21 protein-coding genes are annotated in these 20,981 nt (G+C 61.0%); 5 read left to right on the plus strand and 16 right to left on the minus strand.

Annotated elements, in window-relative coordinates:
- Positions 1-169: 169 nt before the first annotated feature.
- The 10 genes from PV407_RS27925 to PV407_RS27970 all read right to left on the minus strand — a co-directional run bounded on the left by PV407_RS27925 (position 170) and on the right by PV407_RS27970 (position 11,341).
- Positions 170-1,267 carry a hypothetical protein gene (locus PV407_RS27925; protein ID WP_332093287.1) on the minus strand — a complete coding sequence of 366 codons (1,098 nt, stop codon included), beginning with the start codon at positions 1,265-1,267 and terminating at the stop codon, positions 170-172.
- A 113-nt stretch (positions 1,268-1,380) separates the two neighbouring features.
- Complete coding sequence (locus tag PV407_RS27930) at positions 1,381-2,406, minus strand: alpha/beta hydrolase family protein (RefSeq protein ID WP_332093288.1); 1,026 nt, start codon at positions 2,404-2,406, stop codon at positions 1,381-1,383.
- Positions 2,407-2,786: 380 nt separating this feature from the next.
- Complete coding sequence (locus PV407_RS27935; protein ID WP_332093289.1) at positions 2,787-3,692, minus strand: Gfo/Idh/MocA family protein; 906 nt, start codon at positions 3,690-3,692, stop codon at positions 2,787-2,789.
- 161 nt (positions 3,693-3,853) lie between these two features.
- Complete coding sequence (locus PV407_RS27940; protein ID WP_332093290.1) at positions 3,854-5,200, minus strand: hypothetical protein; 1,347 nt, start codon at positions 5,198-5,200, stop codon at positions 3,854-3,856.
- 91 nt (positions 5,201-5,291) lie between these two features.
- Positions 5,292-6,479 carry a M20 metallopeptidase family protein gene (locus PV407_RS27945; protein WP_332093291.1) on the minus strand — a complete coding sequence of 396 codons (1,188 nt, stop codon included), beginning with the start codon at positions 6,477-6,479 and terminating at the stop codon, positions 5,292-5,294.
- Positions 6,480-6,634: 155 nt separating this feature from the next.
- Complete coding sequence (gene sdaAA / locus PV407_RS27950; protein WP_332093292.1) at positions 6,635-7,582, minus strand: L-serine ammonia-lyase, iron-sulfur-dependent, subunit alpha; 948 nt, start codon at positions 7,580-7,582, stop codon at positions 6,635-6,637.
- A complete protein-coding gene (gene sdaAB / locus PV407_RS27955; RefSeq protein ID WP_332093293.1) occupies positions 7,579-8,268 on the minus strand; it encodes an L-serine ammonia-lyase, iron-sulfur-dependent subunit beta in 690 nt (229 codons plus the stop codon). Before sdaAB ends, sdaAA begins: the two co-directional genes overlap by 4 nt.
- A gap of 164 nt (positions 8,269-8,432) precedes the next feature.
- Positions 8,433-9,500, minus strand: coding sequence for a dihydrodipicolinate synthase family protein (locus tag PV407_RS27960; RefSeq protein ID WP_332093294.1), 1,068 nt, complete (start codon positions 9,498-9,500; stop codon positions 8,433-8,435).
- Between the two features lie 3 nt (positions 9,501-9,503).
- Complete coding sequence (locus tag PV407_RS27965) at positions 9,504-10,520, minus strand: NAD-dependent epimerase/dehydratase family protein (RefSeq protein ID WP_332093295.1); 1,017 nt, start codon at positions 10,518-10,520, stop codon at positions 9,504-9,506.
- A gap of 230 nt (positions 10,521-10,750) precedes the next feature.
- A complete protein-coding gene (locus PV407_RS27970) occupies positions 10,751-11,341 on the minus strand; it encodes a TetR/AcrR family transcriptional regulator (RefSeq protein ID WP_332093296.1) in 591 nt (196 codons plus the stop codon).
- Positions 11,342-11,434: 93 nt separating this feature from the next.
- Between PV407_RS27970 and PV407_RS27975 the strand changes: the two genes are divergently transcribed.
- Positions 11,435-11,992 (plus strand): hypothetical protein, encoded by a 558-nt coding sequence (locus PV407_RS27975; RefSeq protein ID WP_332093297.1) that lies wholly within the window; start codon positions 11,435-11,437, stop codon positions 11,990-11,992.
- A gap of 60 nt (positions 11,993-12,052) precedes the next feature.
- Here the strand turns inward: PV407_RS27975 and PV407_RS27980 are convergent, their stop codons facing one another.
- Together PV407_RS27980 and PV407_RS27985 are read right to left on the minus strand one after the other, a co-directional pair.
- A complete protein-coding gene (locus PV407_RS27980; protein ID WP_332093298.1) occupies positions 12,053-12,475 on the minus strand; it encodes a MarR family transcriptional regulator in 423 nt (140 codons plus the stop codon).
- Positions 12,476-12,514: 39 nt separating this feature from the next.
- The gene (locus PV407_RS27985) at positions 12,515-13,303 is read right to left on the minus strand and encodes an alpha/beta hydrolase family protein (RefSeq protein WP_332093443.1); all 789 of its coding nucleotides are present in this window, start codon (positions 13,301-13,303) and stop codon (positions 12,515-12,517) included.
- Between the two features lie 122 nt (positions 13,304-13,425).
- Between PV407_RS27985 and PV407_RS27990 the strand changes: the two genes are divergently transcribed.
- Together PV407_RS27990 and PV407_RS27995 are read left to right on the plus strand one after the other, a co-directional pair.
- On the plus strand, positions 13,426-13,698 hold the full coding sequence (locus PV407_RS27990; protein ID WP_332093299.1) for a YusU family protein: 273 nt from the start codon (positions 13,426-13,428) through the stop codon (positions 13,696-13,698).
- Positions 13,699-13,790: 92 nt separating this feature from the next.
- On the plus strand, positions 13,791-13,964 hold the full coding sequence (locus PV407_RS27995; RefSeq protein ID WP_332093300.1) for a hypothetical protein: 174 nt from the start codon (positions 13,791-13,793) through the stop codon (positions 13,962-13,964).
- Here PV407_RS27995 and PV407_RS28000 read toward each other — a convergent pair.
- The 3 genes from PV407_RS28000 to PV407_RS28010 all read right to left on the minus strand — a co-directional run bounded on the left by PV407_RS28000 (position 13,951) and on the right by PV407_RS28010 (position 16,114).
- A complete protein-coding gene (locus PV407_RS28000) occupies positions 13,951-14,730 on the minus strand; it encodes an SDR family NAD(P)-dependent oxidoreductase (protein ID WP_332093301.1) in 780 nt (259 codons plus the stop codon). The two genes, PV407_RS27995 and PV407_RS28000, sit on opposite strands and share 14 nt — an antisense overlap.
- Before the next feature lie 95 nt (positions 14,731-14,825).
- Complete coding sequence (locus PV407_RS28005; RefSeq protein ID WP_332093302.1) at positions 14,826-15,284, minus strand: chemotaxis protein CheX; 459 nt, start codon at positions 15,282-15,284, stop codon at positions 14,826-14,828.
- A 224-nt stretch (positions 15,285-15,508) separates the two neighbouring features.
- Positions 15,509-16,114: a YitT family protein gene (locus PV407_RS28010; RefSeq protein ID WP_332093303.1), complete on the minus strand. Its 606-nt coding sequence runs from the start codon at positions 16,112-16,114 to the stop codon at positions 15,509-15,511.
- A gap of 176 nt (positions 16,115-16,290) precedes the next feature.
- Here PV407_RS28010 and PV407_RS28015 point away from each other — a divergent pair, with 176 nt between their 5' ends.
- The gene (locus PV407_RS28015; protein WP_332093304.1) at positions 16,291-16,986 is read left to right on the plus strand and encodes a response regulator transcription factor; all 696 of its coding nucleotides are present in this window, start codon (positions 16,291-16,293) and stop codon (positions 16,984-16,986) included.
- Complete coding sequence (locus PV407_RS28020) at positions 16,976-18,520, plus strand: sensor histidine kinase (RefSeq protein WP_332093305.1); 1,545 nt, start codon at positions 16,976-16,978, stop codon at positions 18,518-18,520. Before PV407_RS28015 ends, PV407_RS28020 begins: the two co-directional genes overlap by 11 nt.
- A 382-nt stretch (positions 18,521-18,902) precedes the next feature.
- On the opposite strand, the gene PV407_RS28025 is transcribed toward PV407_RS28020, so the two are convergent.
- Positions 18,903-20,909, minus strand: a complete 2,007-nt coding sequence (locus tag PV407_RS28025) for a methyl-accepting chemotaxis protein (protein ID WP_332093306.1) — start codon at positions 20,907-20,909, stop codon at positions 18,903-18,905.
- Positions 20,910-20,981: the final 72 nt, after the last annotated feature.

Genomic DNA, 20,981 nt, shown 5'->3' on the forward strand with positions numbered 1-20,981 from the left:
ATCCGATCGAGCATCGGGATCGGGATGCAACTCGCTTCGCCGAAAACGAAAACCCGCCTCCTCCCGGGGGCGGGTTTGCTTCTGCCTGACTTTTATTCACGCGCCGACGTTCGGCCTTCTCGATCTTGAGCCGGTGACCGATTCTCGCGCCGTGCCGAATGAGTCCGCGCTATTCGAACAGGCCGAGCTCGCTCAAAAAGGCGGGCTCGTATCCGTTGTCCGCCGCCCATTTGACGGCGGCTTCGATTTTGTCCCGATAGTCCGGCTGATACGCGCCGTAATGCGGGTAAAAATATTGCTCGTGAATGAGCAGCTCGACGAAGCCGGATTCGTTCGGCGCCTCCTTCAAGCGCTCCAGCGCGGGGACGACTTCGTCCAGACGAAGCTTGTCCAGCACGGCGTCGATTTTGACGAACGCGATGTCTTCGCCGTTGTCTTTCCAAAAGTCGCGCTTTTCCAAATGCGCCGTCCGCTTTTCGTCCAAATAATACGACACGATCGGCTTCCCGTCCGCGAATCGGAAATAGCCGGCCAACGCGCGGAAGCCGTACCGGCGCAGCGCCCGGCAGCCTTCGAGCGTCGCCTCGCCCCAATGAATCGTCGTCGTCCGGTCGAGCAGCTCCTCGCCGGCGAAGCGGACGATTTCGTTCGTCACGAGCTCGCAGTCCCGCATGATTTGTTCGGCCGAAGCTTGGATATACGGCTTGTCCGGGTCGTTTTGCAGCGCATGGAACGTCAGCCGCATCCAGTGCGCGTTCGCCTTCCATTCGTCCTTGAACGTGTCCGGCATTTGCGAAAGGTCGAAGCCGTCGGTTCGATAATAAATGTTAAAGTGCACTTTCGTTCCGTACGTATCGTGAATGCGCTTATACATGCCGAGGTACGGATTGTCGAAAATCGAGCGGTACGACTGCGCGTTCGCCGCAATATCCCGCAGCCACCAAATGTTGTCGTCCACGGACAGCCGGTATTTGTTCGCGGCGTTCCTCAGCCAATAGACGGTGCGGCTTTCGCGGCGCCCGGACGCCGCATCGGCGATTTCGATCGCGTTGCGGCCGGCGTCCAAAGCGATTTCGGCCGCATACGTTTCGCCCCGCCTCTCGGCCGCCACTCCGTTTACGCGCGGCCGGCTGCCATCGGGCGCCGCCACCAGCACGCGTATGTACAAACGCCCGTCGCGAACGTCCCCGTCGCGATCGTGCAGCATATCGCCGTCAATCGGAAACAACAGCTCCCATCGTTCGTTCGAGTCCGCCTGCTGCGCCATGCCCCGTCCCTCCCGGTTTCATCGGCTCCGACCGGATTCGCGATCGCGGTGAACGTTCATACGGGTGTATCGATCCCGATCGCGCCGGTTCGCCATGTCGTTGTCGGCCGGCGTCATGCTTCGCCGAGCCATGCGTCCAAAAATTCGTAAGCGGCCGCCCGGATCGGGCCGGGAAAATCGTGGCCGCACGTTCCGTCGACGGACAGCATCCGCTCCGGCACGCCGAGCCAGTCGTACAGCCCGTGCAAGTCGCGCATCGCCTCGATAATCGGCCCCGCGTGCGGGAATATCGCGTCGGCTTGGCCGCTCCAGTTGAAAAACGGCGTCGGCGCGGCAAGCGCGGCGATCTCGTGCCATTCGAACGGCACGGAGCCGTTCTCCAGCGCGTCGCTGATCGCCGGGATGTGCGAAAACCAGTCGCGCCGTCCCCACCGGTTCGGGTTCGGATCGCCGGCGAACGTGGCGAAGCCGCAGCTCGAGACGACCGCCCGGATCCGCTCGTCGATTCCGGCGAGGAAAAAGGCGTTATAGCCTCCGAGCGAATGGCCGATCGCGCCGATTCGGTCCGCGGCCACCTCGTCCAGCGAGACGAGCAGGTCGACACCCTGGCGATGATCGGCGATCATTTTGGCGACCGCCGTCCATGCCGGATAGCGCTCGTAGAAGGGCGCCGTCTGGAACGGCGAAGCTCCCTCGTACACGCGTTCGCCGGCCGCGATCGTATCCGGCGCGAGCACGACGTACCCGCGGTTCGCGAGCTCGTAGGCGTACCGCCGGTTCGGCTTGCCGCCCGCCGTCGCGATTTCGGCTTTGCCTTCGGGCGCCGTCTGGTGCAGCGCCATGACGGCCGGCGTCTTCCCGTTCGCGTCCCGCAGCCTTTCCTTCGGCATCAGCAGAAATGCGGTTACGGTATCGCCGTAAACCGTATCGTAGCGGAGGTGAATACGGGTATGCCGCTCCTCGTCCGTTTCCGACAGCACGTCGTACCGCAGCGGCACCGGCTCGGGCAACCCGCCGATGCAGGCCAGCCACCGATTCCTGATATCCTCGCGCTTCGTCTCCCAGCCGTTCCGGTCGGAGACGCCGTCGAGCAGCTTCGGCACGCCGCTTCGTTTCAATTGTTCCAAAGAGTAGCTCATGGGACCTCCTATCATTTTCATGCCGGGGAGTTAGTGAACGAAAAATCGGTATTAGTGAACCGTATGCCGTTCATATTGACCGTAATCGCCATTCAAGCCTAATAATGAACCTCGGGTCGCTATATGCAGACCGAAGTTCATTATTAAACAAGTCAGGTTCGCTGTCCGCCCGAAATTCGCGGAATCGGCCGAATTAGCGCATCCAAGTTCATGTTGCAGATACATAGGTTCATTATGTAAAAATAGCGCAGTTGTTCACATCCAGGGACATGAGGGTCCGCTTTGAGCCGCATATCGGGCCGCAGCCTCCTTGTCGCCCCGGTGCAACAAGGACGGGCGCCGCCGCTTTCGCTTCGCCCGTCCTCGCCATGGAGCCTGTATTACAGCGCAACCGTCTTGCCGTTGATTCGGCTTTCGTTGGCCGCTTCGATAAAGCGGATCACCGCGATCGTTTCCGCGAAGTCGATCGCCGCGCCTTCGCCTTTGAACATCGGCACGATTCGTTCCAGCAAGCTCGCGTAATACGGCTTCGGATGCGAATAAACGTCGACGAACTGGCTTCCTTTCTCGCGGTGGACGACCGCGCCGAACGAGTTGTTCCCCTTCCGGTTGCCGCGAACCGTCGCGATTCGACCGTCCGCCCATCGGCCGACGATGACGTCGTGATCGTCGTTCGTCGTGACCGTAACGTCGACGCAGTCTTTGCCCAATACCGCGAACACCATCTCGACGCTGTGAATGCCGTACCAGAAGTAGCCCGGCTGCGTCGGCTGAATCGCCATCGGCCCGTAAGCGTCCGCGCCGATGATCGCGCCCTTCTCGCCGCTGGCGAGCACTTCGGTGAGCCCTTCGGCGAAGCGGAGCGCGGACGTGCTCATGACCGCGACGCCGTGCTTCGCCGCAAGCTCGGCGATTTGCTTCGCATGCTCGGACGTGACGGCCAGCGGCTTGTCGATGAACACCGGCTTGCCGTACGGCGCGATTTTCGCGAATTGCTCCAGATGCACCCGGCCGTCGACGGATTCGAGCAAAATCGCGTCGCTTTGCTGCGCCACCTGCTCGACCGAATCGACGATTTGCACCCCGTACTCGTCGCGCAGCTTATCCGTAAAGCCTTGCACGCGGGAAATGCTCAGCTCGAAATCCGGCGATCCGCCGGGATACGCGACGACGACTTTGCCGCCCGGCACGTGGTACGTATGGGCGGAATCGTTCAGCAGCTGGGTGAAAGCGGTGACGTGAGACGTATCCAATCCGATAATTCCGATTTTCAATGCGTTCGACAAAGGAACGCACCTCCTTCGTTTCGCGTTTTGAAAGGCTTCGCGCGAAGCCCGTTCCCTTAAGTAACTATATCAAGAGCGGCGGCGAAAATATTGCCTTTTCTTTCGATTCGAAGTGCCTTTTTTTTCGAAATTCCGCTGCTTCGCGCTTGCCTCCGCCCCCGTCATCGGACGAGCTCGCTCAAAAACGACAGCCGGTATATTTGCTTCGGGCGTCCTTTCGACTTGCCCTTCTCCTCGCCGATAATTTCGATCAGGCCGGAATCGAGCCAGGCGAGCAAAAAGCGGTGCGTGCTGCGCACGGTGACGTCGAGCACGTTCGCCAGCTCCTGCGCCGTATAATCGGTTTTGCCGAAGCGGGTCACGTGGGCGACGAGCTTGCTCAAATAGCCGGACGTCAGCCCCGCCTCCTCGGCCCGCTTCAGCAAGTTCGCGTCGATCAGCGACAAATCGTACTCGTGCGGCTGCGTCATTTCGAGCGGACCGATGACGCTTTTGTCTTCGCGGACGATAAAGCAGATGTCGCCGCCGCTTTCCTTCGAGTTGCGCAGCGCCAGCCGCGCGTGCGTCCCGGCCTCGTTCGCCGAACGGCCGAAGCCGATGCCGATGCTGAGCGACAAGCCGTAATATTTTTCCACGACGCGGGCGAGCGGAATCGATTTGTATCCGCCGGTCTCCCGTTCGAATATGCCGCGGGTCGTAATGAACAAATATTCGTTGCCGCCCAGATGGGTCAAATGGCCGTCGAGCGATTCCGCATAACCGAGCAGCATCCGGTGGATGTCGAGCTTCAGCCGCTGCACCTCGTGCTCGGACGACTTCTTTTTGGCCAGACGGTCGAACTCGTCCACGTGAATAAACCCGACGACGATTTGCGATTCGTTGCTGCGCCGCGTTTCCGTCGACAGCAGCGCCCGCTCCAGCGAGACGATAATATCTTGGTCCGTCGGCAGCACCCATTCGTTCGGAATGCCGAGCTCCGTCAGCGCAGCGGCTACCGATCCGACGCTCGTCAACGCCGCTTTCGCATTGCCGCTCCGGTACTGCTCCGCATGGAAATCGATTAACGCTTCCTTGGAGACGAATTCGGAGCCGGGAAAATGGACCGTTCCCCGATACGGCTCGCCGAGCTCGCGGAACGCCTGCTCCAGCGATTGCTTGGACAGCGAATCGACGGACATTTCCGCGATTCCTTCGCGCCGCCCGAGCCGGTATAGCGCCCGGTACAATCCGGTGCCCGACAGCCGGACGTAATGGACCGGCGTCTTGAAGTTCATCTTCTGCACGGCCAGCCGGTACGGAACCGGTCCGGAAAACAGGATCACCTCCACGTGATCCATCAGCTCGCGCGCCAGCTCGGGCGCTTCGTCCTCGCGGCTGTACGTGCGGGCGATCGGATCGAACGACGGAAAGCCTTTCAGGCAATGGTTCATTTTCTCGACAAGCGGCTCGGGACCGATAATCCCGATGGCGATACCTTTGGCGATCGGAGCTATGTTCGTTTCGGCCATGGTTCAGCCTCCAGATGTGACGTTTTATCGCGGGCCGCGGCGGAAGGCGCGCTCCGCCGCCGGCCGCACGGGCGAAGCCGGACAGCCGCCCTTACTGCAAACGGTTCAAGGCGATGGCCGCGAGCAATGACGCGCCCAGCGGCAAACAGGTTTCCTCGATGCGGAATTTCGGATGGTGGAGCCCGTAAGCGCGTTCCGCGCCTTCGCGCGGCCCGGAGCCTAGCCAGAAAAAGCAGCCCGGCACCTGCTGCAAGTAGAGCGAAAAGTCTTCGCCGGCCAGCGTCGGCGCCGCTTCGACGCGGTTGTCCGCGCCGATCGCCTGCTCGACGGTGCGCACGACGTGCGCGACGCATTCGTCGGCGCTGACGAGCACGGGGGTCATCTCCGTGTAATCGACCGAGGCGGTGCAGCGGTACGCCTCCGCGATTTTGCCGGCGAGGCGGGTGACCCGCTCCTTCATCGACGCCTGCACGGCCGGCGAGAACGTCCGGATCGTCCCGACGAGCGAGGCGCGGTGCGGGATCACGTTGTACGTATCGCCGGCCTGCAGGCTGCCGATCGTCACGACGACCGGATCGAACGGGGATATTTCCCGGCTGACCGCGGATTGCAGCCCCATGACGATCGCCGACGCCGCGACGACGGGGTCGATGCTTTGATCCGGAATCGCGCCGTGGCCGCCTTTGCCCGTCAGCGATATTTCGATGCGGTCGACGGAGCCCATGAGCGAGCCGTACCGCGTAGCCACTTTGCCCGCCGCGAGCGTCGGCAAATTGTGCAGCCCGTATATTTCGTCGACGCCGTCCAAAACGCCCTGCTCGATCATGAGGCGGGCGCCGCGGTTGATTTCTTCGGCGGATTGGAACAGGAAGCGGACGCTGCCGGCGATCCGCTCCCGCTGCTGCGCCAGCAGCGCGGCGGCGCCGAGCAACATCGCCGTATGCGCGTCGTGGCCGCAAGCGTGCATGACGCCCGGCCGCTTCGACGAAAACGGCTCGCCGCTTTCCTCCGCGATCGGAAGCGCATCCATATCGGCGCGCAGCGCGATCGTCCGTCCCGGCTTCGCGCCGACGAGCTCGGCTACGACGCCGTGGCCGCCGACGCCGGTTTTCGGCTCGTAGCCGAGCGCGCGCAGCCGTTCGGCGACCTTCGCCGCCGTCTCCGACTCCTCCATGCTCAGCTCGGGATTTTCGTGCAAATCGCGCCGGAACCGGACGAGCTCGTCCTCCAGCTTTTTGCCCGCATCCAGAAGCGGCTGAAACGCGGTAGCTTGCGACATCGTATCATCCCTTTCCCATTATCCCCTAAAATGGTCGTATCGTGTGCAAAAGAACGCTATACGCCCCGCTTTCCGGCACGCGCCTCGCGTATAGCGCTCTAAAGCGCGCTATTCGCCCGGTTCGGCAGCGCCGGCTTGCGCGCATGCGCCGCGCCTTAATTGCGCTTGTCCGCTTCCGCGGACGCATCCGCGGCGTCCGACGCGGCGGCGGCCGATTTTTTCGGCGAGCCGCTCCGGTACAGCCGGTCCATTATTTTTTTCCCCGTCGGCGTCTGGGCGAGGCCCCCTTTGGCCGTCTCCCGGTGCTTCTCCGGCATGCTCGTGCCGACCTCGAGCATGACCTGGATCACCTCGTCCGACGGAATGACGCTGCGCACGCCGGCGAGCGCCATATCCGCGGCCGCCAGCGCGTTGACCGCCCCGAAGCCGTTGCGGACGATGCACGGAATTTCGACCAGACCGCCGACCGGGTCGCAGATGAGGCCGAGCGTGTTTTTGAGCGCGAGGCCGACGCCGTGCGCCGCCTGCGCCGGCGTTCCGCCGCGCAGCTCGACCATCGCTCCGGCCGCCATGCCGATCGCCGATCCGACCTCCGCCTGGCAGCCGCCCTCGGCGCCGGAGACGAACGAATTGTTGGCGATGACGTAGCCGATCGCGCCTGCGGCGAACAGCCCGTACGTCATCTTCTCGTCGTCCCAGCCGAACCGTTTCTGGCTGCTGACGAACACGCCGGGGATGATGCCGCACGAGCCGGCCGTCGGCGTCGCGATAATGCGCCCCATCGACGCGTTCACTTCCGACACGGCCAGCGCGTTCGCCATCGCCTCGGCGGCGACGTTCCCGAGCGACGTCTCGCCCGTCTCCATATATCGCGCGACGCGCTGCGCGTCGCGGCCGGTCAGACCGCTGCGGGACGTCGTGTCCTCGGTCAACCCTTTCCGGACCGCTTCCTTCATAATATCGTAATAAGCGGCCATTTTGGCGAATTCCTCGCGCTCGTCCTTGCCGGATTCCTTCGCCTGCTCCTCCAGCATGAGACGGCCGATCGATTTGTTCTCCTTCTCGCACAGCTCGACCAGCTGCTGCAGCGTACGAAACCTCATGGTGCGTTACCTCCCCGGGCCGCCGTCAAATCGACCAACCGGACGTCGCGTACCGTCGCCAGCGCCGCGATTTCCCGGATGACGTCCTCCGTCAGCGAATTGTCCGTGTCGATGACGGTGAGCGCTTCGCCGCTGCGCCCTTTCCGGTCGACCGACATATGTCCGATATTTATGTTTTCGCGGCTGAGCACCCGGGTCACGTCGGCGATCATGCCCGGTCGGTCGTTATGGAACAGGACCAACGTCGGATACATGGCGGTAAACTTGACGTCGAATTCGTTAATCCCGAGCATTTCGACATTGCCTCCGCCGATCGAAGCGCCGACGACGGAAATTTCCCGGTCGCCGCGCCGCGCGACGATTTTCGCCGTATTCGGATGCGGAAACTGTCCTTTCCCTTCGATAAAACGGATGTCCATTTCGAGCCTTTCGGCGATGGCGAGCGAAGAGGGGATGCGCGGATCGTCGGTATCGAAATCGAGCAAGCCGCCAACGACGGCCAAATCCGTGCCGTGGCCGCGATACGTATCCGCGAAAGATCCGTAAAACAAAATGTCCGCCTTCTCCGGCAAATCGCCGAGAATATGACGCGCGACCCGTCCGATCCGGACGGCGCCGGCCGTGTGCGAGCTCGACGGTCCGACCATGGCCGGACCGATAATCGAAAAAACGTCTTTGAATCGCATGTTCGTTAACCCCTCGTTTACGCTCTGTCGCGCTTTTGCTTCTATTGTATTCGAAACGGACAAAAACGGACAGCGCGCTCACTGTCCGCTATCCTGAACCGATCCCACCCGCGGGACCGGCATGCCGCCTATCGCTTGGGCGGACATGCCGTTCGTCCGTTTATTTAATCGGCGAGCCATTCGTCCAAATGGGCGCGAACGAAGTCGTCGTCGTTCAAATGCGGATATTCGCGGTACATCCGGTCGATCTCCTCCGATTGGCCCGGCGACAGCACCTCGTGCGGATTGAGGCACCACGTGCCTTTCATCAGCCCTTGGCGGCGCAGCACCTCGTGGATGCCCGGAATGCAGCCGGCGAAATTATGCGCCGGGTCGAAGAAAGCCGCGTTCGTTTCCGTCACCTCGATGTTGCGCGTCAGCCATTCCGCGGACAACGTCGCGTCGTTCCGCACCCGCTTCACTTCCTCCAGCAGCTCGACCGCTTTTTTCGTCCATACGCACCAATGGCCGAGCAGGCCGCCGACGATTTTTTTCTCGATCTTGCTGCCGTCGACCGTAAACCGGTACGTCGTCAGCAAATCGTTCACGATGTTGTCGTCGTTGCCGGTATACAGCGCGATTTCGTCCCTGCGGGAGGACGATACGACCGCGCGTACGACGTCGATCGTCTGGTACCGGTTGAAAGGCGCGATTTTGATCGCCACGACGCCGTCGATCTCGGCAAGCTGCCGCCAGAAGCCGTAGCTGAAAATGCGTCCGCCGACCGAAGGCTGCAAGTAAAAGCCGATGACCGGAATTTTTTCCGCAACCGCGCGAATGCGCTCCAAATGCTGCTCCTCGGTCCATTCCTTCAGGCCGCCCATGCTGACGAGACCGGCATCGTAGCCCAGGCCGACGGCGATATCCGCTTCCTTCAGCGCTTGCCCGGTCGGGCCGCAAATGCCGGCGACCTTGATGAACGGGCGGTCCAGCTTCGCCCGCTCGACTTCCTCGGCGGCGAGGCGGAGCACCGGCTCGTACAAGTTATGCTGCGGCTCGCGGATTTCGAACTGCGTCGAGTGGACGCCGACGGCGACGCCGCCCGCGCCCGCCGCGATATAGTAACGGGTCAGCGCCCGCTGATGCCTCTCGTCCAGCTTCCGCTCCTCGGTCAGCGCAAGCGGCTGGGCGGGGATGACGAGACCGTCGTGCAATGCCTTCACTTGCTCGGTGCTTAAAGGTTTGCGGCTCATCGCTTAATATTTCCCCTCTCTTTCCTGGAAGTGGGTCGGCTTGTTCCACGTTTTGCCGCCTTGTTCGACCCATTCGGCGATCCAGTCGATCATTTGCATGATGCTGACGCGCGGGTAACCGAACGTTTTATGCGCCTTCGAGCAGTTGCTCAGCAGCGCGGTGTCGGCTTCCGTGCCGACGATGTTCGCTTCCGTGCCGAACCGCTTCGCGAACTCGCGGGCGACCCAGCGCATCGACAGCGTTTCCGGGCCGGACATGTTGAAGACGGCCGGCGGCGTGCTGCACACGTTCAGGCAGCGAAGCGCCCATTCGTTGGCGTCGCCCTGCCATACGACGTTGAAGTGGCCCATCGAGACGTCGACCGGCAAACCGGCTTTGACCGACTTGGCGATTTCGAGCAGGACGCCGTAACGGAGGTCGATCGCGTAGTTGAGCCGGTAAATCGCCATCGGGATGCCGTACCGGTGCGAGAAGCTTTCGAATACGCGCTCGCGTCCGAGACACGACATGCCGTACTCGCCGTTCGCTCCCGGAGGCGTATCCTCCGTCGCGCCGCCGGAAAATACGGGGACGAGCGGGTATACGTTGCCCGTCGAAAAGACGACGATGCGCGAGTTTTTATATTTTTCCGCCACGCGGCCGGGCAAGTACGAATTCATCGCCCACGTAAAATGCTCGTTGCCGGTCGTGCCGAATTTGTTGCCGGCCATGTAAATGACGTTTTTCACGTCGGGCAGCGACTGCAGCTCGTTGTCGTTCAGCAGGTCGACTTTGATCGTCTCGATGCCGTCCGCCTCGAGCTCGGCTTTCAATTCTTTGTCGGAAAAGCGCGACGCGCCGTATATTTTTTTGCTGACGCCCGCTTGCTTCAGCGCGTTTTGCGCGAGTCTGGCCAAGCTCGGGCCCATTTTGCCGCCGATGCCGAGCAGCATAATGTCTCCGTCGATTGCCGCAATGTCTTTGACGAGCGCCTCGGAAGGCTCCGCCAGCTTCGCTTCTAATTCCGCAATTGTTCTCATAATTGCTCCCTTCGCCTTATCGGAATGGATGATGTCTTACATTTAGCTTAAGCGATACGCGAATTAAAAGACAAGTCTATATAATGTCTATAAGTACCGCTTTCACGAATACGGGTTTCCGGGTACGCTGAAAAGCATCCGTCCGGCCGTCCGCGGCGAAAAGGATGCTTGAAGGTCTTGCCGTTCGGGCGGCGGCGAAACTCCGTTTCCCGAGGCGAAGCCGGCTTACGCTAACGCAGGATGGAGTCGAAATGGTACGCCAGCGTCCGCTCGATCCGCTCGCGGCTCATCCGTTCGGGACAGGCGACCGCATGGACGACGAGCCCGTCGACGAGCGCATGCAGGCGGAACGCTTCGTGCTCCGCATCGATGCCCGGCTTCGTCAACTGCCGTGCGATCAAATCGTCCGTTATTCGGCGGAAAAACGCATGAAGCGCGCCGTCCACTTCCCGCATCAACGCTGCGAGAGACGGATCGGCGATCGCCTTCCCCGCGAAGGCGAACCAAACCTCGCATTCGGCGAGCCGGTCTTCGTCCAGCGGAACGAGCTCGGCGACGATCCGCTCCAGCGCGCTGCGCGGGTCGCCGTCCCAAGTCCCGCTGCGCAGCCGGTTTTCCACGCGCTCCGAAACGAGCCTCATCGAAAACGCGAGAAGCTCCGAATGGGTCGAAAAATAATGGCGCAGCGATCCGAGCGACATGCCCGCCTCCTCCGCGACGTTGCGGACGGACACCTCGTCGATTCCTCTGCTGCGAATAATGCGCCAGGCCGCTTCCGCGAGCTGCACCCGGCGGCTGTCGTGATCTACGATTTTCGGCATAGTCCGATTATAGCACCGTTGTTTTTCTAATACAATCGTGCTAAAATAGCAGCATCTTTTTAATACATCCGTGCTGAAAAAAGGGGTGCGACGATGATCACCGCATTCATTATCGGCTGCGAAATCGCCTTTTGGCTGTTCGTCCTCGCCGGTCTGTTTTGCCGGTACATGCTGAAGCAAAAAACGGCCGGCGCCGTCCTGCTCCTGTGCACGCCGCTCGTCGACCTCGCGCTCGTCGTCGCGACCGTCATCGACCTGCGCGGCGGCGCGGCGGCGAACTTCGCGCACGGCCTTGCCGCCGTCTATATCGGCGTATCGATCGCGTACGGGCACCGGATGATCAAATGGGCGGACGAGCGGTTCGCGCACCGGTTCGCCGGCGGTCCGGCGCCCGCGCCTTTGCCGAAGCACGGCCGCGCCCACGCCGTCCGCGAAATCAAGCTGTGGCTGCACCATCTGGCCGCTTGGGCGATCGGCTGTCTCGTTTTGTACGGCATGATCGCGTACGTCGGAGACGGCGACCGGACGGCGGCTCTGCTCGGCGTCATACGGGTTTGGTCGATTGCGCTCGCCGTCGATTTCGTATGGAGCTTCAGCTATCTCCTCTGGCCCAAAAAAGACAAGTCCGCGTCCCCGCTTCAATCCGGGTAACCGCCCGCATCTGCGGGCCGTGCGGCGCCGCCGACGCCGCCTCTTGCCCGGGCGGCACGTTTATTCCGCCAGCTTTTCCAATAGGAGAAGCAGCCGATTCGCTTCGTCGGCGTCGATTTTACCGAACAGCCGTGCGAGCGACCGCTTCCGGATCGTTTCCATCTGGCCGAGCGCTTGCAGGCCCAGTCCGGTCAAATGAATGAGAACGGACCGCCGATCCTTCTCGTCGCGGCGGCGTTCGACGAAACCGCGGCTCGCGAGCCGGTCGATCATGACCGCGATCGCGCTCGGCTTCACTTCCATCAGATCGGCCAAGGCGGCGGCCTTGCTCGGTCCGCGTTCCCGGATCAGCGTCAGCGTGACGAACTGCGGAGGCGTCAGCCCGTACCGCATATTCCCGGAAAAGTCCTGCATCATTTTGCGCCGGACCGTCTCCATCGCCGTGTAAAAACGTTCGATAAATTGCTCCGACTCGGCGTTCACCGACGCAGCCCCCTTATTCCCGGATCGTCAATGTCCCCGTTAACGGGAAATCCAGTCGAAAATCGAATCGAGAACCGATTCGTCCTCCTCGCGCGGAAACACGTGAGCCCGTCCGCGATAAATGTCCATTTTATACGGCTTGCCGGCCGCTTCCAGCGCTTTCGCCAGCCGGTACGCATGCTCGACGCCGACATGCTCGTCGATCGAACCGTGAATGATCAGCACCGGCGAGCCGATCCGGTCGGCCCAGCATACCGGGGAACGCTCCTTGTACCGCTTCTCGTCCTTGCGCGGATGCCCGACGACCCGCTTCAGCATGCGCCGCAAATCGATCCGCTCCTCGTACGTCAGCAGCAGGTCGCTGACGCCGCCCCAGACGACGACCGGCCCGACGCCTTCGCACTCCTTGGCGGCGAGCAGCGCCATCATCGCGCCGCGGGAAAAGCCGATCAGCGGCACCGGCCCTTCCGTCACGCCGGGAAGCCGCCGCAGCAGCCGTATGCCGCCGTACAAGTCGTGCCGGTCTTCTCCGCCGAAATCTTCGCGGCCTTCGCCGCCCTCGTTGCCTCTGTAAAACGGTGCGAACACCGCGTACCCGCGCCTGGCCAGCGTCACGAGACGGGCGACGCGCACCATGCCGACGCTTCGAATGCCTCCCCGGCAATAGACGAGCCCCGGCAGCGGCTCCGCCGATTCGGGCGCGCAAAAATACCCTTTCACCCGCAGTCCCTGGCTCCAGTACGTCATTCGTTCCAGCCGAATGCCCGGCGCCGGGTCGGGAAGCCGCTCCCGATCGATAAGCGTTCCGTCCGCTTCGGCTTTTTGCATCATGAGCCGGAACCTTCCTTCCTGCGATCGTTTTCGTTATATGTTACCCCGTTTTTGACAACTCGGGGCCGGTTTCGTAGACTGTTAGTAAATCATTGAGAATGGGAAGGTTGTCAACCGACATGAACCCTGCATTCGACCGCGAATTCGAAGCGCTCGTCGAGAAGTTCGCCGAGCTGCTCATCGGCAAATCGTCGCCCGATGCGATAGAGAAAGTGAAAAAGTGGGCGATTTACAACCATATTCACAAAACGATGCCCGCCCTCGCCAGCCATTGGAATCAAAGCCATCCCGAAGCGAAGCGGGAGGTGCGCAAGCTGTTCGAGGACATTAAAGCCTGGAACGAAGCACACCGGGCGGCGCAAACCGATCCCGGCAAGCCGTCCTCCGAATAAGAAGCTCCATCGGAAATCGATGTTTCAAAACGGCCATATCCGCCCATACTGACAGTATCTCCATGACTTGTAAGGAACGGGGTGCTGTCCGTATGCGCGTCGACGAACGCAATCGATACGATCGATTCGAGCCGACCGATGAAGGCGATGAAACTATCCGCGACGGAAACGCGATCCGCGGGCTGCTTTGGGGCGTCTTGTTCAGCGTCCCGGTTTGGGCCGTCATCGTTTTGGCCGTCTTCGGCCTGCCTGCTATTTTAAATTGAGAAACTTCCGGCTCACCCGCTCGAACGTCCGCGGGAACAAATAAAACAGCTTGGCGCCGAAGCCGGCGATGCCCGGCAAATCGATTTCCGCCCGCTTCCGTTCGATCGCCCGGACGATTGCGGACGCGACCTTGTCCGGCGTCAGCATAAGCCGTTTCACGTTCGCGACGTAGCTGCCGGAAGGATCGGCCAATTCGAAAAATGGCGTGTCGACGGGTCCCGGATTGATCGTCGTCACCGTTACGCCCGTCCCGGCAAGCTCCTGCCGCAGGCTGTTCGTCAGCCCGAGCACCGCATGCTTCGTCGCCGAATAGCCGGTCGATTTGGCGGTGGCGATTTTACCGGCGATCGACGCGACGTTCACGACATGGCCCGAGCCCGCGGCGAGCATGCGCGGCAGCACCGCTTTCGTGCAGCGGACGACACCCATGTAATTGACGTCCATCATCCGCTCGAAGTCGGCCAACGGCGTGTTCTCGAACTTCTCGAAAATGCCGAAGCCGGCGTTGTTGACGAGCACATCCACCCGGCCGTGCCGCTCGTAGGCGAGCCGGAACGCCGTCTCGACCGACTCGGCGGACGATACGTCGAGCTCATACGTTTCCGCGGCGGCGCCGAGCCGTCCGGCGATCGCATCCAGCCTGCCGCGGCTCCGCGCCATCAGCAGCGGCTTCGCGCCCCGCTGCGCGACCAGCTCCGCCGTCTTGGCGCCGATGCCGCTCGACGCGCCGGTAATGGCGACGATTTTCCCTTCCCAGCTTTCCATTTCCTTTCGCCCCCTCCGAAACACGGAATCATCCGTTTACAACCGCAAAAAGAGGCTGCCCGAAGCACCCTCTTTCTAGTATGTACCTATTCCGGTTATGTAAGCAACACTTGAATGTCCAGCTCGCCGATTTGATCCATCATGAGCGGAATCGTAAGCGCCTTCGACGGCGTGAAGCCGGCGGCGGTCGCCGATTGGATCAGCTTCGGCGGCGTAATGTCGACGCGGACGCCCTGGTTGAACAGTATCGTGCTCGCGTTGCCGCTGATCATGTTGCCGAGCTCCGAAATCGCGCTCTGCGACATCTCGTCCATCTGTGTGACCGAATAGCCGCCCATCATCGCCGAGACGAGCTTCAGCGCCACGTCCTCGTGAAGGCCGAACACGATGTCGCCCTTCATCTGTCCGGTCATCCCGATCTGAATCCAAATATAGTTTTCGACGAATTTGACGTCCTTGATTCCGAGCTGTCCGGTCGTCGGACGAACGTTGATCAACTGCTCCAATACGATTCTGGCTGACTCCAAAAATGGATTGATATACTCGGCCTTCATTACCCAGAGTCCCCTTTTCGACAAAATTCCCGAAGATTTCGCTATTTCCCGCCTGCCTGCGGCCGATTCCGCATGCGAAGGACTTGATTGTTTTTTCATTATACTCGAGTTTCCTGAACCTGTATATAGGATGCTGTCGATCGAATAGGACTCGGGAATGGAACGATCGGCGAAAATCCTCGAAATATGACGCTTCGGACATAATCCATAAGTCCTCTTTGTCTTCATCTTCTCCAATAAAAGTGGATACTTCGCCCTAGCGGCTTTCGCGCGGCGTACCGCAGCGTCGCAACGAAGACGACCGTTATCGTCAGCAGCGAAAAAACGGTGCGGGCGACGCCGATCACCGGCAGCCCCGCCGACAGCACCGCGAAGTCGAACGCCAGGATGAAGACGGCGGCCGGCACCCCGGTCCGGTCGGCGAGCATTTGCCCGATCAGATCCGTACCCCCGGAATTGGTCCGGTACGCCAGCATGATGCCGACGCCCATGCCGATCAGCCAACCGCCGATGACGGCGTGCAGCAGGATGCCGAGCCGGAACCAGCCGGCCGCCGGCGCGAACGCGTCGATCAGCAGCGACGATACGAGGAGGCCGTTGATTCCGCCCCAAAACAGCGCTTTATCGTAAAAAAACACGCCGATAAACACGGGCGCGCTGATCCAAAAAACGGCGAGCCCCGGCAATGCTCCGAAATAATAATGGAGCAAAAGGCCGACTCCGATAAAACCGCCGTCGATAAGCCGGTACGGGCTTAAAAAGGCGTCGACTCCGAACGCGAGCAGCGAGCTGCCGACCCATATGGCGGCGAACTGCAAAACGAACTGCATGTTCCATCCTCCTCGCCTTGTCCGTAGTAATGTATGGGGTTAAGAATTACTTAAGAACATCGGCCTGACTTTCTTAAGAAATACGCTTTATAATGGGGGTCATTCCGCTTTTTGCATCGGCCGGGGGCTATGGTATTCTGAAAAGGCGACCGATAACGAATGGAGACGATGGTAGCATGGCGCAGGAAACTTTGCTGCTTGTTGACGACGAGAAAGAAATTCTCGACCTGCTGGAAATTTATTTGAAAAACGAAGGCTACCGGCTGCTGCGCGCCTCGAGCGGCGTCGAAGCGCTCGATGTGCTGCGGCACACGGAGGTGGACCTGATCATCCTCGACATCATGATGCCGAAGATGGACGGCATCGAAGCGTGCATGCGCATCCGCGAAGAAAAAAACATGCCGATCATCATGCTGTCCGCGAAAAGCCAGGACATGGACAAAATTATGGGGCTCAGCACCGGCGCCGACGATTACATGACGAAGCCGTTCAATCCGCTCGAGCTCGTGGCGCGGGTGAAATCGCAGCTGCGCCGCTACAAGCGGCTCAACGTGACCGCGCCGCGCCTCGAAGAAGAAATCGAGATCGACGATCTCGTCATCAATACGGCGACGCACGAGGTTCGCGTCGAAGGCCGCGAGGTGAGGCTGACGCCGCGCGAATTCGCCATTCTCGAGCTGCTGGCGCGCAATCGCGGCCTCGTGTTCAGCATCCAGAAAATATATGAATCGGTTTGGAACGAAACGTTTTACGAATCGGACAACACGGTCATGGTCCACATTCGCAAAATACGCGAAAAGCTGGAAGCTGTTCCCCGGCAGCCGAAGTATATCAAGACCGTATGGGGGGTCGGCTACAAAATTGAAAAATAGGTCGTTTTGGAGCCCCATCCATTGGTTTCACGTAGCGCTCGGATTCATCAAAGACATTTATACGTTCGTCCGCCGCCATTTCGAGTCGAGCGTCCGGCTGCAGCTGATCATGACGTTCGTCTTTTGCCTGTTCGTCTCCGTGCTGGTCCGAAGCTTGACGACCCCGCTGTTCGAAGGGGCGAACCAATATCCGACGATCGACTATACGGCCGGCGTTCACGCGATCGACATGCGGGCCCGTTCGATTTTGAACGACCTTACGTCTGATGATCGCGAGAAAACGGCCCCGAGCCGCAACGGCGCCGCCGTCGCCGTGCCGACCGCCGAAAACGAAATCGCCGCCGTCATCGAGCGGTACAACGGGTACGACCCGAGCTTGAAAATTTTGCTGCTCGACCTTGACGGCAAAGTGCTGTACAAGTCGGCGAACGCGACCGAAAATCAGGTCGACCTGCACGGCATTATCCGCAACGCGATGGACGCCCGGATTAACGACAGGCGGTATCAAAACCAGGAATATGCCAGCTTTTACCCGATCGACCTGCAGGACCGGAAGGCGTATCTGGTCGTATCCGGCATGCCTTCCCCGAACATCGTTTATATGAAGGGAGGCGCAAGCCCGCTGCCGATGCTGCTCGCCTCCGTCACGTTCATCCTATTGTTTTTTTGGATTACGAAACGGAAAACGAAATATATCGAGGAGCTGGCCCAAGGCCTCCTGGAAATTTCGAAAGGCAGGCTGCATTACCGGGTCCCGCAGCGAAGCCGCGACGAGCTCGGAACGCTCGCCGACAACATTAACCGGATGACGGCCGAGCTGGAGCGGACGATCGAGGAAGAGCGGCGGGCGGAAGCGACGAAAAACGAGCTGATCACGAACGTTTCCCACGACCTGCGCACGCCGCTGACGCTCATTATGGGGTATTTGCGGCTGCTCAAGGATAAAAACTACGAATCCGAGGCGCAGGCCGATTCGTATATCAGCATCGCCTACGGCAAATCGGAAAAGCTGAAGCATTTGATCGACGATTTGTTCGAGTATACGAAGCTTTCCAACAAGGGCGACACGCTGAAGCTGGACACCGTCTGCATCAACGAGCTGCTCGAGCAGCTGATCGAAGAGATGGTCAGCTACGCGGAGGATAACGAGCTGAACATCGTCCGCGCGTTTCCGCCCGAGAAGCTGAAGGTGAGCGTCGACGCCGACAAAATGATCCGGGTGTTCGACAACCTGCTCACGAACGCGGTCAAATACAGCCGCAAGCCGGGGACGATCCGCGTCCTCATGTTCCGCGAGGCGGACTACGTCACCGTGCGCATCAGCAACAACGGGACGCCGCTGTCCAAGCAGGACGTCGAACGGCTGTTCGACCGCTTTTACCGCGTCGATCCGTCCCGCTCGTCCGAAACGGGCGGCTCCGGACTCGGCCTCGCGATCGCCAAAAGCATTATCGATTACCACGGCGGCGACATTTGGGCGGAGAGCGAAGGCGACGAAATCCGCTTCTGGGTCCGGCTGAAGCTGGCCGTCTGACGCGAAAGCGCGGAACTGGCTCGGACCGCCGCGGCACCGTCGGCTTCGCCGGCCCTGATACCCTGTAAACGGAAACAACCTCCGAACCGCCCGATCGGGCGTCCGGAGGTTGCTGTTGTTTGCCGAACCGATTCGGGGACGGCGAACGGAACCGATTTCCGTTATTTCGCAATGGTTGAACGATTCCCCGGCCATAGAGGAACCGGATTCCGCTAATCCCGCGTTTTGTCGTCCGAAGCCGGCCATTTGGCCCGAATAACGGAACGCGATTAAACGCGATTCCGCAATCCCGGTCCCGGTCTCTCCGACCGTTTTCCTTGCGACTGGCGTACCGCCGTTCCGTTACGACTGCGATTCGTTTCGTCGGGCCGTTCCGCGGCGGCTACACGTTGAACAAATTCACCTCGGCCTGCAGCTGGCCCATATGGCGGTTCAGCAGCCGGGCTTTTCCGCTCATTTCCTCGATCTGGCGCAGCTGCGACTCGACGCCCGCCAAAACTTCCTCGGAGCTAGCCGCCGTCTCCTCGGACGCCGCGGATATCGCCTCGATCATGTCCACGATGCCGTTTTTTTGGCGCTCCATCTGCGCCATGCCGCCCGACAGCTCCGCGATGAGCCCGTCCATCCGCTCCAGCGCCAGCTTCATCGCGCCGAACGTGTTTTTCGTCGCGCCGGCGAATTTCTCCTGGCTGTCCGTACGGCTGACGACTTCTTCCATCGCCGCAACGGTCTCGTTCGTCGACCGGTCCACTTGAGCAAGCAGCTCGCGGATCGTTTCGGCCGATTCGTTCGCCTGGTCGGCCAGCTTGCGCACCTCCGACGCCACGACGGCGAACCCTTTGCCGTGCTCGCCGGCTCTGGCGGCCTCGATCGAGGCGTTGAGCGCCAGCAAGCCGGTTTGCTGGGAAATCGCGGTGATCGCCGCGGCCATTTGGCCGACCGCTTCGAGCTCGCCGCGCAGCTTGTCCAGGCTGAGACCGGCATTGCGGACGACGGCTGCGTTTGCTCCGATCGAATCGAGCAGGTCGCCTACCGCCTCGCCGCCCCGCTCCCCGTTATGCCGCAGCTCGCGATTGCTTTCCTCCAGCGCGGCCGTTTGCGTCCGGTAGGCGTCGATGACCGCGGCCAGCTCGTGCGCGCTGTTCATTCCGCGCTCCATCTCCTCCGCCTGGCGGGAGGCCGCTGCCGCGACCTGTCCCATCGCACGGTTCATTTCCCGGGATATGTCCATCGTACGGGCCGACAGCCGGTCGATATCGTCGGCTTCCCGCGTGCTGCTCGCCGTCGTTCCTTTCACTTCGGTCACGATCGAACGGATCTTCTCGATAAACCGGTTCATCGCCGCCGACAGCTCGCCGATCTCGTCGCGCGCTCCCGCCGGGAGCCGCCGCGTCAAATCGCCCTCGCCCCGGCTCAGCTCGTTCATGGCGTTCTTCAGTCCGTCCAGGCGGCGGAATTGGCGTCCGACGACGAAAACGAGCACCGCCGCGCTGACGAGGATGGCGAGGGCGATGCAGACGACGGTTTCCCAAAAAATCCGGTTCAGCACGTCGATCGATGCCGCCAGCACGAGACCTTGCCCGTTGCTGAGCGGAGAGACGTAATACATCGCATGATGGGACGCATACGATCCGTTCGCCGTCAGGACGCTTTTCGACTGCAGGCTCGTCTTGGCCAGCTCCGCGACGGCCGCGTCCGGCAGCGCCGCCGAATCGTCGCTCGAAACGACCAAGCCGCCTTCGCCATCGACGATGCCCGCGAACAGCACCTCGTCGCCCGCCCGCTCCTTGAGCGCACCGATCAGCGCCTTGGCCCCTATCCGGTTCTCCAGCTCCGTCAGCTTCGCGCCGTCCCTGCCGACCTGAACGATGCGGGGAGACGACCAGCCGCCGACCCCGACGTACTTGTACACGTTCGGATCGATCGTACGCTTTTGCGCGGGCTGGACGACCGTCTCCTTCGTTTTCGAAATCAAATCCATGAACTCGTACGCCTGCTGCTTCGGGTCGGCCGCGAAATTGAATTTCACGTCGGGGCCCGCGCTCGTCAGCACCGTTTCCCCTTTGCCGTCCGTCACCCACAGCTCGTCGATGCCGGAACGTTTGGCGAGGCCGGACGCCTGCTCGTACGTCAGCCCTTTGTCCACGAGATACGAAACGAGCACCGCCTGGCCGACCATTTCCTTCTCCATCACTTCTTCCGCCGTTTTCCGGGCGTAAAGCGCGTTTTCGATGCCGATCGCGGCGACTTCGAGCGTGGCGAACCCTTTGCGCTCGACGCTGGCCGCCGTTTCGCGATAATGGATTGCGCCCGCGGCCGTCGTCACCAGGCAGATGACGATCAATACCGGCCAAATGATCTTGTATTGGATCGAGCTTGCGATTGTCATGGCTCCAGCTCCCGTCTCTATGTATTGGCCCCCATTATAGCACGGCCCGATATAGGACAAAAGTCCTGAAAA

The sequence above is a fragment of the Paenibacillus sp. GYB003 genome (assembly GCF_036577625.1).
In the GTDB taxonomy this organism is placed as follows: Bacteria; Bacillota; Bacilli; order Paenibacillales; family NBRC-103111; genus Paenibacillus_AB.

Bases quoted from the DNA above. Each gene is read 5' to 3' on its own strand.
- PV407_RS27985 (WP_332093443.1), bottom strand. From the start codon at position 13,303: ATGCAAAAAGCCGAAGCGGACGGAACGCTTATCGATCGGGAGCGGCTT.
- PV407_RS28005 (WP_332093302.1), bottom strand. From the start codon at position 15,284: ATGAAGGCCGAGTATATCAATCCATTTTTGGAGTCAGCCAGAATCGTA.
- PV407_RS27975 (WP_332093297.1), top strand. From the start codon at position 11,435: ATGATCACCGCATTCATTATCGGCTGCGAAATCGCCTTTTGGCTGTTC.
- PV407_RS27970 (WP_332093296.1), bottom strand. From the start codon at position 11,341: ATGCCGAAAATCGTAGATCACGACAGCCGCCGGGTGCAGCTCGCGGAA.
- PV407_RS27940 (WP_332093290.1), bottom strand. From the start codon at position 5,200: ATGGCCGAAACGAACATAGCTCCGATCGCCAAAGGTATCGCCATCGGG.
- PV407_RS27965 (WP_332093295.1), bottom strand. From the start codon at position 10,520: ATGAGAACAATTGCGGAATTAGAAGCGAAGCTGGCGGAGCCTTCCGAG.
- PV407_RS27945 (WP_332093291.1), bottom strand. From the start codon at position 6,479: ATGTCGCAAGCTACCGCGTTTCAGCCGCTTCTGGATGCGGGCAAAAAG.
- PV407_RS27990 (WP_332093299.1), top strand. From the start codon at position 13,426: ATGAACCCTGCATTCGACCGCGAATTCGAAGCGCTCGTCGAGAAGTTC.
- sdaAB (WP_332093293.1), bottom strand. From the start codon at position 8,268: ATGCGATTCAAAGACGTTTTTTCGATTATCGGTCCGGCCATGGTCGGA.
- PV407_RS27930 (WP_332093288.1), bottom strand. From the start codon at position 2,406: ATGAGCTACTCTTTGGAACAATTGAAACGAAGCGGCGTGCCGAAGCTG.
- PV407_RS28025 (WP_332093306.1), bottom strand. From the start codon at position 20,909: ATGACAATCGCAAGCTCGATCCAATACAAGATCATTTGGCCGGTATTG.
- PV407_RS27995 (WP_332093300.1), top strand. From the start codon at position 13,791: ATGCGCGTCGACGAACGCAATCGATACGATCGATTCGAGCCGACCGAT.
- PV407_RS27960 (WP_332093294.1), bottom strand. From the start codon at position 9,500: ATGAGCCGCAAACCTTTAAGCACCGAGCAAGTGAAGGCATTGCACGAC.
- PV407_RS27925 (WP_332093287.1), bottom strand. From the start codon at position 1,267: ATGGCGCAGCAGGCGGACTCGAACGAACGATGGGAGCTGTTGTTTCCG.
- sdaAA (WP_332093292.1), bottom strand. From the start codon at position 7,582: ATGAGGTTTCGTACGCTGCAGCAGCTGGTCGAGCTGTGCGAGAAGGAG.
- PV407_RS28010 (WP_332093303.1), bottom strand. From the start codon at position 16,114: ATGCAGTTCGTTTTGCAGTTCGCCGCCATATGGGTCGGCAGCTCGCTG.
- PV407_RS28015 (WP_332093304.1), top strand. From the start codon at position 16,291: ATGGCGCAGGAAACTTTGCTGCTTGTTGACGACGAGAAAGAAATTCTC.
- PV407_RS28000 (WP_332093301.1), bottom strand. From the start codon at position 14,730: ATGGAAAGCTGGGAAGGGAAAATCGTCGCCATTACCGGCGCGTCGAGC.